The organism is Gemmatimonadales bacterium, assembly GCA_019637315.1.
Taxonomy (GTDB): domain Bacteria; phylum Gemmatimonadota; class Gemmatimonadetes; order Gemmatimonadales; family GWC2-71-9; genus SHZU01.
Map to the genome: position 1 here is coordinate 22,731 of JAHBVU010000007.1, position 14,209 is coordinate 36,939.

At 66.0% G+C, this 14,209-nt stretch carries 12 protein-coding genes; 11 read left to right on the plus strand and 1 reads right to left on the minus strand.

Features of this window, described 5'->3' with window-relative positions:
• Positions 1-3 precede the first annotated feature (3 nt).
• From KF785_08135 to KF785_08170, 8 genes are read left to right on the plus strand one after another with little or no spacing between them, the layout of a single operon-like run.
• Positions 4-966 (plus strand): ROK family protein, encoded by a 963-nt coding sequence (locus KF785_08135; protein ID MBX3146728.1) that lies wholly within the window; start codon positions 4-6, stop codon positions 964-966.
• Positions 959-1,888, plus strand: coding sequence for a carbohydrate kinase family protein (locus KF785_08140; GenBank protein ID MBX3146729.1), 930 nt, complete (start codon positions 959-961; stop codon positions 1,886-1,888). The genes KF785_08135 and KF785_08140 overlap by 8 nt, the downstream gene beginning before the upstream one ends.
• A gap of 7 nt (positions 1,889-1,895) precedes the next feature.
• A complete protein-coding gene (locus tag KF785_08145) occupies positions 1,896-2,804 on the plus strand; it encodes an ATP-binding protein (GenBank protein MBX3146730.1) in 909 nt (302 codons plus the stop codon).
• Positions 2,801-3,343, plus strand: a complete 543-nt coding sequence (locus tag KF785_08150) for a hypothetical protein (protein ID MBX3146731.1) — start codon at positions 2,801-2,803, stop codon at positions 3,341-3,343. Before KF785_08145 ends, KF785_08150 begins: the two co-directional genes overlap by 4 nt.
• Positions 3,340-4,497 carry an aminotransferase class I/II-fold pyridoxal phosphate-dependent enzyme gene (locus KF785_08155; GenBank protein ID MBX3146732.1) on the plus strand — a complete coding sequence of 386 codons (1,158 nt, stop codon included), beginning with the start codon at positions 3,340-3,342 and terminating at the stop codon, positions 4,495-4,497. The genes KF785_08150 and KF785_08155 overlap by 4 nt, the downstream gene beginning before the upstream one ends.
• The gene (ftsE, locus tag KF785_08160) at positions 4,494-5,180 is read left to right on the plus strand and encodes a cell division ATP-binding protein FtsE (GenBank protein MBX3146733.1); all 687 of its coding nucleotides are present in this window, start codon (positions 4,494-4,496) and stop codon (positions 5,178-5,180) included. Before KF785_08155 ends, ftsE begins: the two co-directional genes overlap by 4 nt.
• Positions 5,177-6,052 carry an ABC transporter permease gene (locus KF785_08165; protein ID MBX3146734.1) on the plus strand — a complete coding sequence of 292 codons (876 nt, stop codon included), beginning with the start codon at positions 5,177-5,179 and terminating at the stop codon, positions 6,050-6,052. Before ftsE ends, KF785_08165 begins: the two co-directional genes overlap by 4 nt.
• The gene (locus tag KF785_08170; GenBank protein MBX3146735.1) at positions 6,045-7,274 is read left to right on the plus strand and encodes a peptidoglycan DD-metalloendopeptidase family protein; all 1,230 of its coding nucleotides are present in this window, start codon (positions 6,045-6,047) and stop codon (positions 7,272-7,274) included. The genes KF785_08165 and KF785_08170 overlap by 8 nt, the downstream gene beginning before the upstream one ends.
• Positions 7,275-7,294: 20 nt before the next feature.
• On the opposite strand, the gene KF785_08175 is transcribed toward KF785_08170, so the two are convergent.
• A complete protein-coding gene (locus tag KF785_08175; GenBank protein MBX3146736.1) occupies positions 7,295-8,680 on the minus strand; it encodes a diguanylate cyclase in 1,386 nt (461 codons plus the stop codon).
• A 415-nt stretch (positions 8,681-9,095) separates the two neighbouring features.
• Between KF785_08175 and KF785_08180 the strand changes: the two genes are divergently transcribed.
• The 3 genes from KF785_08180 to KF785_08190 all read left to right on the plus strand — a co-directional run bounded on the left by KF785_08180 (position 9,096) and on the right by KF785_08190 (position 14,181).
• Positions 9,096-10,673: a phosphoenolpyruvate carboxykinase gene (locus KF785_08180; GenBank protein ID MBX3146737.1), complete on the plus strand. Its 1,578-nt coding sequence runs from the start codon at positions 9,096-9,098 to the stop codon at positions 10,671-10,673.
• A 10-nt stretch (positions 10,674-10,683) separates the two neighbouring features.
• Entirely contained in the window at positions 10,684-11,994 is a 1,311-nt protein-coding gene (locus tag KF785_08185) for an HD domain-containing protein (GenBank protein MBX3146738.1), read from the plus strand.
• Between the two features lie 339 nt (positions 11,995-12,333).
• Positions 12,334-14,181 (plus strand): CIA30 family protein, encoded by a 1,848-nt coding sequence (locus tag KF785_08190; GenBank protein MBX3146739.1) that lies wholly within the window; start codon positions 12,334-12,336, stop codon positions 14,179-14,181.
• Positions 14,182-14,209 lie beyond the last annotated feature (28 nt).

The window sequence follows — 14,209 nt, forward strand, 5'->3', positions numbered from 1 at the left end:
CGAATGGAATACGTCCTCGGCATCGACATCGGAGGCACCAACCTGGTCGTGGCGGCGGTTGCGACCGACGGCAGCCGGATCGAGGGGTTGCGATCGGAGCCGACGGAGGCGGGCCGAGGCGCTGACGACGTGATCAGCCGCCTGGTGGCCATGGCTCGGCGCACCATCGACGATACTCGGGCCGCCGATCCCTCCAGCCGCCTGACCGGGATCGGCATCGGATCGCCAGGACCGGTCGATGTCGGGGCTGGAGTGGTGCTGCTGACGCCCAACCTCGGCTGGGTCGACATGCCGGTCCGAGACCTGATCGCCAACCCGCTCGGCTTGCCGGCGACCCTGGACAACGACGCTACCTGCGCAATGGCGGGGGAATGGTGGCTCGGGGCGGCCCGCGGGGCGCGTCACGCGGTGACCTTCACGCTTGGCACGGGTATCGGCGGCGGATTGGTGGTCGACGGTAAGGTCGTCCACGGCGCCTCGGACGTGGCGGGCGAAATCGGCCACATCACGATCGAAACCAACGGGCGCCGCTGCGGCTGCGGCAACGACGGATGCCTCGAAGCCTATGCCTCGGGAACCGCTATTGCGCGGCGGATGACGGAGGCAATCGGCGCGGGTGGGGAATCGTTGCTAGCCGGCCCTGGTGATCGTGGCCCGCTGACGGCGCAAGCCGTTTACGAGGCCGCGGCGTCCGGAGACGCGCTGGCCCTCGAGGTTGTGCACGACACCGCCAAGTACCTCGGCGTCGGGGTCGCCAACCTGATCAACATCCTCAATCCGGAAATCGTGGTCATCTGCGGTGGCGTGACGCAGGCCGGCGAACGGCTGTTCACCCCGCTTCGCCGTGAGGTGACCCGGCGGGCCTTCAAGCCGGCGGTCGAGGTGTGTCGGATCGTACCCGGCGAGCTGCCCGGCACGGCGGGCGTCGTCGGCGCTGCCAAAATCTTCTTGGAAACCCATGCCTAAAGTCGGGGTCATCGGCTCACTGGTCTGGGATGAGATCCATGGCCGAGACCCCGGCCGCGCCGCGGTGGAAGAATGGGGCGGAATCGCCTACGCACTGGCCGGTTTCGATGCGGCTCTCGCTGACGATTGGGAAATCGTCCCGCTCATCAAAGTGGGGCGCGACCTGGCGGGGCCGGCGGAGCAGTTGCTGCGCTCACTGAGCCATGTGGCGCGGTCGGTTCGGTTCATCGAAGTCCCCGCCCCCAACAATCGGGTGGTACTGCGGTACACCTCCACGGAGCGCCGGACCGAGCGAATGCAGGGAGGCGTCCCCGGTTGGACTTGGGCAGAGCTCGGGCCGCTGGTCCGCGATCTCGATGCGATCTACGTCAACTTCATCTCGGGTTTCGAGCTGAGCCTCGGCACCGCCGCCGCGCTTCGGGATGGATTCCGGGGGCTCATCTATGCCGACCTTCACAGCCTCTTCCTGGCCATGGGCCGCGATGGGATGCGAGCGATGCAGCCGCTGCCGGACGCCGCCGGCTGGTACCGGTGCTTCGATCTGATCCAGCTCAACGAGGACGAGATGGCGGAGCTCTCGACCGACCCAATCAGCCTGGCCGCCGCGATGATGTCGGTTGGCGTCAGCACGGTTCTGGTTACCTTGGGAGCTCGGGGAGCCGTGTACCTCACCGACGGCAGGGTCGGTGGCGGCGAGCCGGGTCCGCTGCGTACGGCGCTGATACCGTCGCCTGCGGTGGACGACGCGGATCCGACGGGGTGTGGCGATGTCTTCGGCGCAACGACCTTTGCCCGAATCCTCGCGGGTGAGCCGCTCGACCGCGCTGTCGCGGCCGGCACGCGCGCCGGCGCCCGCAACGCGGGGTATCGCGGTGCCACCGGCCTGGCGCATCATCTCAGGGGCTCTCTCGTCTCACTATGATTGATCCATGATTCACGTCGCGCCGGTTCCGGCATCCTTTGATGATCGCGGTCTCGACACGCTGGCGCAGTCACTGGGCGGATGGCCGCCGCCCGAACGCCTCCTGCTCGATGCGCGGGGTACCACCTGGGCCTCGCCGTACGGCCTTGCTGCGCTGCTCACGCTCGGGCAGTCCATCAAGGAGCTCGGCCTGCCCCGCCCCAAGTTCGCCGCGCCCGACTCCGACGACACTCGCGGCTACTGGGCCCGGACCGGATTCTTTGCCTATGCAGCGGAGTACTACGATCTGGTGGGCAAGATTCCCCGCCGGAGCAGCGAAGCAGCCAGCGACACCCTGCTGCCGCTGACACCGATCCGAGATGCAGAAGACGTGCACGAGGTCGTCGGCAAGCTTCAGGAAGTTGCCACCCGGATCCTCACCTCCGAGCTCAAACTCGAGGCCAAAGCCACGATGGGTTTTGCCATGGCATTGTCGGAAGCCTGCCAGAATGTCGTCGAGCATGCCGAAACCGGCGGGTGGGTTGCTGCGCAGACCTATTTCTGGAAACGTCGGCTCGGTCGCAAGGTCGCGGTCATTGCCGTCAGCGATGGAGGCATCGGGTTCCGTCGCTCGCTCGAGGCCACCGAGGCCAAGAAGGTCGGCGAGCGCTGGGGCGACGGCGCCGCGCTCGAGTCGGCCGTGCTGCACTCGGTCAGCCGCTTCCGCGACAAGGAAAAGGGCCGCGGCCAGGGCATCGCCGGCATCAAGCGCTACATTTTCCGGTGGCATGGCAAGCTGTCGGTTCGAAGCGGCTCAGCCCGCATTGCGTTGCTGCCGGAGTGGGATGACGACGTCCCGCTGGCCGAGCATCTGCCGTTCTTTCCCGGTGCTCAGCTCCAACTCACGATTCCAGCGCAGGAAGCGGTGTCCCGATGAGAGAGCACATCGACCTCGCTCCGATCCTCCGTGACAGTGTCCGGACCAGCTACTCCGACCTCGTGACGCGACCGACCGGCGCCAATGTCCGTTCCCGGATCCAGGCGGTCATCGAGGCGAGCCCGTACCCTACGACGCAGCTCGATTTTCGCGCCATCGGCTTGCTCGACTTCAGCTGTGCCGACGAAATCGTGGCCAAGCTGCTGCTGCTCGAGGACTTCGACCGCCCCCGCTACATGGTGCTGCTCAACGTGTCCGAAACGCACCGCGAGACGATCGACCACGTGCTCGAGACGCACAACCTGACGGTGGTCGCGCTCCTGTCCGACGGACCGGGGCCCGTCATTCTCGGCTGGCGAACGCCCGATCTCGTGGCGGTATTCGATGCCGTGATGCGGCTCGGACCAGGGGATGCGAGCCGGGTGGCCGACGCATTAGGTTGGACGGTAGAACGTGCCGCTGATGCGCTCCAGTCGCTGGCGCTCAGGCGCCTGGTTCAGGCAGCATCAGGAACCTATTGCCCTGTACCGATCCGATGACATCGCCACGTCCGGGCCGCTCCACCATTGCCGTTCACGGCACCCCGCATCGGATTCCCGATGGGGCGCCGGTGGTGCAGCCGGTCTATCAGAGCACGACGTACGCGCTCCCTGTCGGTGGCGGCAGTGAGGTGTTGTATGAGCGCTACGGCAACACGCCGAATCAAACGGCCCTGGCGCGGAAGTACGCCCTGCTCGAGGGTGCGGAGGCGGCGATCGTGGTGGGCAGCGGTGCGGCCGCGACCGCACTGGCCCACCTTGCGGTGCTCCGACCGGGAGACCACTTGCTTGCCAGCGCCTGGATCTACGGCGGCACCAAGTTGTTCTTCGACGAAGAGCTGGGCCGCTTCGGCATCGACGTTACCTATGTCGATCCAAGCCAACCTCGCGCCTGGCGGCGGGCCGTCCGCAAAAACACCCGGGCCGTCTTTCTCGAATCCCCGACCAACCCGTTGATGCGAGTGGTCGACCCCGCTCCGATCGCCGCGATTGCACGGGAATCAGGGCTGGCGCTCCTGGTCGACAGCACCTTCGCGAGCCCGATCAATTTCCGTCCACTCGAGCATGGCGCCGATGTCGTCATTACCAGCGCGACCAAATACCTCAACGGGCATTCCGATGTAACGGGCGGGGCGGTGGCAGGAGCGCAGGCGGTCATCGACGAAGTCGCTCGCCTGGCGCGGATCTGGGGCCCCGCTCTCAGTTCGCATGCGGCGTGGCTGCTCGACCGGGGCCTCAAGACCCTGGCCCTCCGGATGGCTCGACACAATACCAATGGCCTGGCCGTCGCAACCTGGGCCAGCCGGCAGGCGGGCATCAGTGCGGTGTTCTACCCCGGGCTTCCTGACCACCCGGATCAAGCGGTCGCGTCGCGCCTGCTGGACGGGTACGGCGGCATGGTGGGTATTGCGCTGGCCGGCGGGGTTCGTGCCGCCGAGACCGTGCTTCGCAGGCTGCGCATTTTTTCCCATGCTCCAAGCCTGGCAGGCGTCGAGAGTCTCGTCTCAGAGCCACGACTCACGTCTCATGCGGCCATGTCGTCGGAGCAGCGGAGTGCCATCGGAATCCCGGACGGGTTCCTGCGGCTGAGTTGCGGTATCGAAGACGCCGATGACCTGATCGCCGATCTGCGACACGGACTCGATGGACTATGATCCGGTTCAATCACGTTACGAAATCCTATCCCAACGGCGTGGTCGGCCTCGCTGACGTCACCTTCCATATTCCGAAGGGTCAGTTCGTCTTCCTGACCGGCCACTCGGGCGCAGGCAAGTCGTCGATTCTGTCGCTCATCTTTGCGGAGCAGCGACCGACGGAGGGCGAGGTCCGGGTTTCCGGGTATCAGATTGCCAAGCTGACGAGCAAGGAAATTCCGCGACTCCGCCGTCGCCTGGGCGTGGTGTTTCAGGACTTTCGACTGCTCGAGTATCGCACCGTGGAAGAAAATGTCGCCTTTGCGCTCGAGGTTACCGGCGCCCGTCGCGAGGGCATCCCCAACCGGGTCATGCGGGTCCTGACCCAGGTCGGGCTCGCCTCGAAAGCGCGCGCTTACCCGAAGGAGCTGTCGGGCGGTGAGCAGCAGCGGGTCGCGATTGCGCGCGCACTCGTCAACGATCCGCACATCCTGATCGCCGACGAACCGACGGGTAACCTGGACGAGCGCGCCACCCGGGGCGTCTTTCAGCTGCTGCGCGAAATCAACGCGGGCGGCACGGTCGTCGTCATGGCAACGCACAATATGGACCTGGTTCACGACACCGGGTATCGCACCATCGAACTTCGCGGCGGTCGGATCGTGTACGACAGCGCGGTCGATGTACCGGAGAGCGCATCATGAAGCAGCGAACCCCGGTCCGCGAGGCCATGCTCACCTTTCGACGCACCCCGCTGCTCTCCGCTCTTTCGGTGGCGTCGATCGGCTTCTCGCTCTTTACGGTTGGCCTCTTTGCGCTGGTCGCCCTCAACTTCCGGCAAGCCCTGGATACCCTGGCCGAGCGGGTCGAGGTGGTCGCCTTCGTGCTGCGGGGCACACCCACCGAGGCCGTCAGCCAGGCCACCCAGGACATCGAAGCCTTTCCCGAGGTGCTGTCCGTCCACTACGTGACCTCCGATGAAGCGTTGAGTCGGGCGCGCCGGGAACTGGTCGAGTTCCGGGAGGCGTACCAGGAGCTGGAGGTCAATCCGCTCCCGCCGTCGTTTGAGATTCGGCTGCAACCGGCATTCCGAGATGCGGCGCATGCGCAGGCGGTCGCCGAGCGATTGCGCGGCTTTCCGTTCATCGAGGATGTCCGCTATGGTCGAGACTGGGTGGAACGGCTCGACAAGATTCGCAACATCGCCGCCGTGGTCGGTCTCGTCATCGGCTTCGCGTTTGCGGCGGTCGCGGTCGTCATCATCGGTGTGACGATCCGGATCACGGTGCTGCAGCGAGCCAAGGAGATCGCCATCATGCGCCTGGTCGGCGCCACCAACGGCTACATTCGGGGACCCTTTCTGATCGAAGGGGCAGTCAAAGGCGTGCTCGGCGGCTTGCTGGCGGTCCTGATGTCGTGGCTCATGTTCACGATCTTCCAGCGCACCGTGGGCGACGCCGGAACGACACTGGCCTTTTTCCGGGTCCCGGAGATTCTGTTGATGCTCGTCTTCGGCACTACGATCGGTCTGGCCGGCAGCATCATGTCGGTCGGCAGGCAGCTCAAAAGTGTCTGAGACCCGCCGGGTCCGGTATCGGCAGGCCGCGCTGCTCGTGCTGCTGGCGGTCGGCTTGGGTCTTGCCGAGCCGGCCACTGCGCAGCAACCCACAGATCTGGAGAAAAGCCGGCAGCGCCTCGAGGAGATTCGCGCGGAGCGGGAACGGCTGCGGCGCGATCAGGAGCGGCTGCAGGGGCAGGTCCGAGACGCGGGTCGCGAACTCGACAATCTCGAACGGCAGCGCGATGTCACCAACCGGATCGTCAACGAACTCGAACGGCAGATTGGCGGGCTCGGCTCGCAGCTGGATGGAACGGCGACGCAACTGGCCCTGGCGCAGGACAATCTGATCGACCGTCGCGCCGTCCTCGAGCGTCGCCTGGTCGACATCTACAAGCGCGGCTCACTCCACACGTTTCAGGTCCTCTTGGCGGCCGAATCGTTTTCGGATCTGCTCTCCCGCTACAAGTACCTCTTCCTGACCAGCCGACAGGACCGCGCGCTGGTGCGCGACGTCGAACGACTCCGCAACCGGATTCAGGCGCAGCGAGGGGAGCTGGTCCTGGTTCAGGAGCAGCTCGACCGCCGCCGGGCCGATCGCGAGACCGAGCTCCGGAGCTATCGCTCCCTTGCCGACGAGCGAGCGGCCCAGATCCGACGACTCCGGCAGAGCACCCAGACGACCGCGCGCCGGCTGACCGTGCTGGCCCGCGACGAAGAACAGCTCAACGAAGTCCTGGCGGCATTGGAGCGAAGTCGCGCCGCAGCCGGGCGGGCCCCTGCTCGTCCCGCTCCGGGGGCCGCACCGTCGGCGGCGCGTACTACCGGCGTGTCGACGGCCGACCTGGGCCGGCTCGACTGGCCGGTTGCCGGACGGATCCTTCACAACTTCGGCCCCGACACGCTGACGAGCGGGGCCCGGGTAACCCGCCACGGCATTTCCATCGCGGCGGCCGCCGGAACACCGGTCACGGCCGTGTCGCCGGGTCGCGTGGTCATGGTGCAGCGGCTCGGTACCTACGGACTCTCGGTCATTCTGGAGCACCCGAGCGGCTACTTCTCGCTGTATATGCAGCTGGCTTCGTCGGTCGTGAACGTGGGTGACGAGATCGGCAAGGGTCAGACGATCGGAACGGTCGGTGGTGAGAACACCGAGTTCGGTCCTCACCTCTACTTCGAGATTCGCGGCGACAAGCAAATCGCCATGGATCCGACCGCCTGGCTCAGGCGCCGGAACTGAGCCCCGTGCTGAAGCGCCGGCTAGGCTGCGTGGCTGGCCGGCTTGGCCTTCCGTTCGATCAGCCCGGCCTCCGCCGCCGCAAAGAGATCTTCGGGTGTCAGCACCGTTGCCGCCGGATAGCTGACCCACCCTCCTGAAATCGACAGGTTCTGACCTGCGTCATCGAAGGTGTGACTCGCGATCGCGCTGCGCAGACGAGCCAGCATATCCCGGGCGCCCGCCTCGTCCGTTTCCGGAAGTATGAAAGCAAACTCATCCCCGCCGTAGCGCGCCACGAAGTCGGGAGACCGCAGTTCCCGCTGAAACAGGCCACCCAACTCACGCAGAATCTGGTCGCCCGCTTCAATACCGTGCTGCTGATTGATGAACCGGAGGCCATCAACGTCGACCAAGAGCAGCGAGAACCGGCGGCCATACCGGTCGGACCGCTGGGTCTCATCGCGCACCCGGCGATCGAGCGCATCCAGCCCGCCACACCCGGTCAGCGGATCGATCACGCCCGCGCTGGCCTGACGGCGGTAGACGGTGGCTCGGCGGTCTTCCTGCTCGAGCAGGCGGGCAGTTGCAGCGACCAGGGCTTCGATGAAGGCCACATCGTCGATCGTCAGATTCGGCTGCGGCAGCGCGGTCCGAACGACCAGGACGCCGACCGTACGACCTTGAAAGGCGATCGGGACTGCCGCGGCGCTGGTCGGCACCTGCGCCTTCCAGGCGGAGTCCGGTGAATCACCGAAGAGCGGATGCTGCGCGACATTCGGCACGAACGCCGTGCGTCCGGTGCGCACGGCATGCCTCACCTCAGGGTACTCCTGCAGATCCACTTCGAGGTTGCGAACCTCGGGACGTTCGGCGACCGAGATGACCCGACCCCGCGCGGCATCGATCGTAAAGATGCAGGCGCAGTGTGCCGCGCCCAGCGACGCCGCAATCCCGCGCACCAGCAGCTGCAGCATCTCCTCGGGCCGAGCCGCCATTGCCACGTCTTGAAAGACGGCAAAGAGCTGGGCCTGCCCGTTGGCCGACCGCATCGAACGGAAGCCGTCACGGACGCCGCGGAGCCGCGCCACCACCCGCGCAACGAGCTCCGGCAGGTAGACGGGCCCGACCATAACGTCGAGCGCCCCCAGCGAGAGGACCCGCTCGACGGCGTCCGTGGTGCCTTCGGGAAGCAGCACGATGGCGGGCACGTTGCGCCAGGCCTCGTTCGTAATCGGCAGCAACTGGGCCGTCAGTTCTTCACCGACACACCCGAGCGACAGAATCACCAAGTCCGGCGAGCCGGCATCACCCGGCGCCTCGGGCAGGAAGCCAGCCTCGCCCAAACCAAAGCCCGCGCTGATCAAGGATCGCTCGAGCCCAGGGGGACGGGCATCTGCATTGCCAAGCAAGAGAACGCGAGTATGCACGCTGGGTTTCTGTAATCCGCAAAAGTCAGGTTCGCAAACGCCCCCGATCCGAGTGACCGGGCAATCGCGGAATTCGCACGATCTGTACCCACTTGTGCCAGCCGGCGACTAGCGAAGCAAAACCTTACCCTGCAACAAGATACACGTCGGCAACGCAAGAAAATGCAGTCCGGGAGAACCGTTGGATTGTCGCACTGAAGCCACTACCGCCCGGCCACCACGGCCCGATCCCTGAACCTCCGGACGTCGAGCACCAGTACGACAAAGGCCTGCCTCTGGCTCGAGGATGGCACAGTCCTTGTCTGGTAGGACCATACGGTCGATCTTTAGCAACTAGTCGCTAACTTCGCACGTTTCAGTTTGCTACAACGCTAATGACGGGCGTGATTCGCGTCCCTTTCATTTTTAAAGGCCTATGAACGCACCCCTGAATCTGTCGGCCCACGGTATCACCACGAAGACCGTATGGGCCAACCTCACGAACCCCGCGCTGTACGAGCATGCGGCCCGGCGGAACGAAGGCAGCTTCACCGATCACGGCGCGTTTGCCGTCAATACGACCCCGCACACAGGGCGATCCCCCAAGGACAAGTTCGTCGTCGATGAACCGGACTCGACCGGCCGGATCTGGTGGGAGAAGAACGAGCGAATCTCCGAAGCGCACTTCGACCGCCTGCTGGCCGACGTCAAACAGTACCTGAACGGACTACCGGAGCTGTTCGTGCAGGATCTCTACGGCGGCGCCGATCCGGCGTACCGGCTGCCGGTCCGGTTTCTGACGCCGAATGCCTGGCAAGCCATGTTCGTTCGCAACATGTTCATCCGGCCCGGCGCTGCCGACCTGCCCGCGTTCTCACCGTCGTTTACCGTCTACCACGCGCCTGAGTTCCAGGCGGACCCCGCGACGCACGGCACCCGGACCGGGACCTTCATCGTCCTCAACTTCGCCAAGCGGACCGTGCTGATCGGCGGAACCCGCTATGCGGGTGAGATGAAGAAGTCGATCTTTACCGTCCTCAACTACCTGTTGCCCCAGCAGGGCGTCCTCCCGATGCACTGCTCGGCCAACATCGGCAGCGGCGGCGATACGGCCATTTTCTTCGGCCTGTCGGGCACCGGCAAGACGACCCTCTCGGCCGACCCGAACCGCAAGCTGATCGGCGACGATGAGCACGGTTGGAGCGACCGCGGCACTTTCAACTTCGAAGGTGGTTGCTACGCCAAGGTCATTCGACTCTCCGCGAGCGGTGAGCCCGAGATCTACGCCGCGAGCCATCGGTTCGGCACCGTGCTCGAGAACGTCGTGATCGACCCGACCACCCGACGCGTCGACTTCGACAGCCAGGATATTACCGAGAATACGCGTTCGAGTTACCCGATCCATTTCATACCCAACTTCGAACCGAGCGGGGTTGGCGGGCATCCCAGGAACATCGTGTTCCTGACGGCCGATGCCTTCGGCGTCATGCCCCCCATTGCGCGGCTGACACCAGAACAGGCGATGTACCACTTCCTCTCCGGCTATACGGCCAAAGTGGCCGGTACGGAGCGAGGGGTGACGGAGCCGACGGCCACCTTCTCGTCCTGCTTCGGAGCGCCCTTCCTGCCGCTTCACCCGGGTGAGTACGCCAGGATGCTGGGAGAACGAATCGCCAAGCACGCGGCCAACGTCTGGCTCGTCAACACGGGATGGACCGGCGGCGCCTACGGGGTCGGGTCGCGGATGAAGCTCGGGAACACTCGCGCCATGGTCACGGCCGCCCTGTCCGGAGGCCTCGACAAGGCATCCTACCGCAAGGACCCGGTCTTCGGTTTCGACGTCCCGACGGCCGTCCCTGGCGTCACCGACAAGGTGCTCGACCCGCGGTCCACCTGGGCCGATGCGGCGGCCTACGATGCCCAGGCCGCGAAGTTGGCCGCCATGTTCAGAGATAACTTCAAAGGATTTGCCGGTCAGGTGCCGGATGCGGTGACCAGCGCTGGCCCCGCCTGACGAATCCGGAATGACGGGAGGCTCGGCGCCCGCCGGCCTCCCCTCGTTTGAGATGCCCGAGATCATTCGCGATCCCCTCTGGGACAACATCGAACTCGACGCGACCATGATGTCGGTCGTCGACACCGCGCCGATGCAGCGGCTCCGCTACATCCGCCAGCTCGGCCACGCCTTTCTGGTCTATCCCGGCGCAACCCACACCCGCTTCGAACACGCGCTTGGCGCGTACCATCTGACCGCTCGGGCGCTGGCGATCCTGGGCCGGCGGGGCGAACTGGAGGGCATTGCCGCGGTGGACCAGCAGGCAGTCCTGCTGGCCGCGCTGCTCCACGATGTCGGTCACTATCCCTTTTCGCACGGGCTCGAAGAGGCCGGCTTTGCCCACCACGAAGAGCTCGGCGTTGCCCGCCTGCGGACCGGTGAGCTGCGCACCGTCCTGGACGGATTGGGCGGACCGGCTCTGATCTCGGATATCGGCGCACTGATTCAGGGGCGCAGCACCAACCCGCTCCAGGGCCTGATCTCGGGCACGCTCGACCTCGACAAGGTGGACTACCTGAGTCGTGATGCCAGAGGCTGCGGCGTTTCCTACGGCACTTTGGATGTCGACCGCATGCTGGCGACCCTGACCCTGGTACGGAACGACGCGGGACAGCTCGAGGTCGGGATTCTCGACAAGGGCATCAGCGCACTCGAGACCATGCTGTTCGGCAAGTATCAGATGTACCGCAACGTCTACTGGCACCATGCGGTTCGGTCGGCCACTTGCATGTTCAAGCGGGCCGTACGGTCCGCAGTCGCGACCGGGCGCATCATGGCGGTCCAACTCGCCGACGCCACCGACGGAGCGCTGATGGAACGACTCCTGGCATCAGAACCAACCGGCCTTGCCCGCGCCGTGCACGAGCGGCGCCTCTACAAACGGGCGCTCGACCTGCCCGCCAGCGACGTTCCAGCCAACGCGGGAGATTGGATTGATCGCGACCCTGACCTGCTCGAGCAGGTCGAGAACGCGCTCGCGAAGGAGCTCGATCTCTCCCCGGGCGAGCTGCTGCTCGACTATCCCGCCCGCAGCAACATGCTCGCGGTCGACCTGGCCCTCAAAACGCGCGACGGGCGGACCGAGCGGTTGACCGGTGCGGGGCGAGCCGGCCAGTTGGGCTTGCCCAGGATTGCGGCGGAGTTGTATCAGAGCGCTCGGCGCCTCCGGATTTTCACGGCACGCTCGCCGCGGAAGGAGCTGAAGGGCATCGTTGGAATGCTGACCTTGCCAGAGGACGAGATCCTTCGCCGACTCCAGACCGGAGCACCGCTCCAGTAGCCCCCTGGCGCCGATAGCGGCTGCGGGGCCTTGCCTCCGACCCTGTGGTCTCGGTGCGCTGGCCATGTGGACCACGCAAGGCTCGACCGTCCGTAGAGGTTCCGGTCGACAACATCAATTTCAATGTCACCGCCATCCGTCAGTACGCGGCAATCGAGATCCACCAGTGGCGTTCGGCCGTTCTGATCGAATACACGGCCACGGGCTTCCGTTGCGGTGCTATCTTCCTCCAGACCAGGACCTGACCGCTCGACCGGCCCGGACCTTCCGGCGCCCCGATTCCGCAGCCCGACAACCGGGCGGCAGCTGATGGCACCCCGCCATGAAGAGGCACATAACATGTCGACTCGTCCCATCTTCGCGTTGATTCCGATGCTGGTGCCGCTGCTGGCGGCGAGCGGAGGCCCGCTTACGCTCCGTTCGTCAGCGGCTGACGCATCGGTCGCTCCGCAAGGCAACGGCAGCTTCGCGTTACGAGACGTCCGTGTCTTCGACGGCGAACGTGTCATCGCCCGCGCCAACGTGATCGTCAGGGATGGCATGATCCAGACGGTGGGTCCGGATCTGGCGATTCCCGCCGGCCTTGCTGTCACGGATGGTACAGGCAAGACCCTGCTGCCCGGCTTCCTCGATGCGCACACCCACAGCTGGGGCGATGCGCAGCGTGATGCGCTTCGTTTCGGTGTGACCACCCAGTTCGACATGCTGGGGGACTGGAACCGAATCCCCTCGCTGGCAGCTCAGCGCAGCTCGACTGCACCCACCGCGCTTGCGGATCTGTGGACCGCCGGAGCGGCCGTCACGGCGCCCGGCGGGCACGGAACTCAGTTCGGGATGCGAGTGCCAACCCTGCCTGCCGACGCCGATGCCTCCACTTTCGTTCGGGCGCGGTTGGCCGAGGGCTCCGACTACGTCAAGATCATCGTCGAAGACATGAGCGTGTACGGTGCTCCAACCCGAATGCCGACGCTCTCACCTGCGCAGGTTACCGCCGCGATTGCCGCGACCCGCTCCGGCGGAAAGCTCGCGGTGGTGCACGTCGCCGCCCAGCGAGATGCCCGACACGCCGTGGCATCCGGCGCGAGCGGTCTGGTCCACATCTTCCAGGACGAGATCGCTGATGCCGCGTTCGTCGCCGATGCCAAGCGCCGAGATGTGTTTGTGATTCCGACACTTTCGGTCATCGCGACTATGGCCGGCAACGGCGCCGGCCCGGCCCTCGCGGCGGATGCTGCGCTCACCCCGCTCCTCACCCCGGATCAAACCGCCGGCCTGGCCCGCACCTTCGGCTCGTTGAAGCAGCCGGCATTCCTCGAGCGAGCGCTCGCGTCGGTCCGCGCGCTGCACCAGGCTGGTGTCACGGTGCTTGCCGGCACCGACGCGCCCAATCCAGGCACGGCGCACGGTGTCAGTATCCACGGGGAGCTGCTGCTGCTTACGGAGGCCGGCATGACCCCTGCACAGGCGCTGTCCGCTGCCACGGCACGGGTGGCCGATCGTTTCGGCGTGCCTGACCGCGGCCGAATCGCGCCAGGGAAGCGGGCCGACCTGATCCTCGTCACCGGTGACCCGACCACCGATATCCGAGCCACCCGCGCGATCGAGGCCGTCTGGAAGAACGGCTATGCCATCGATCGGAGACTGCCCGCGCCTGTGGCTGCCACGGCCACCGGAGCCCTCATTCCGGCCGATGGCCTGATCAGCGATTTCGACGGGGAGCGGATCGAGGCACGGTTCGGAGCCGGATGGCAGCCGACCACCGATGCGATGATGGGTGGAACCTCGTCGGTGACGCACCGCCTCGTACGGAGCGGCGCAAACGGCTCCCCAGGTGCGCTCGAGGTCGCCGGCGAGATCATGGCGAATGCGGCATTTCCCTGGGCCGGAGTCATCTTCTTTCCCGCCGCGCAGCCGATGCAGCCGGCCGATCTCTCGGCGCACGGTGAGCTCGTCTTCCAGGCCAAGGGTGATGGGCGAACCTATCAGGTAATGCTTTTCTCGGGCGAGGCGGCCCAGGGCGCCCCGGCCGTGCAGACCTTCACGGCGGGGCCGGAGTGGGCTCAGGTGCGCATTCCGCTCACCGCCTTCGGTGGCGGCAACCCGGCCCTCGTCCGCGGGTTGGTTTTCGCTGCCGGGCAGCCGGCAGGGGCGTTCCGGTTTCAGCTCGATGAGGTTCGCCTGCGCTGAGGCAGCAATCGCGAGGACCAGGATTCCT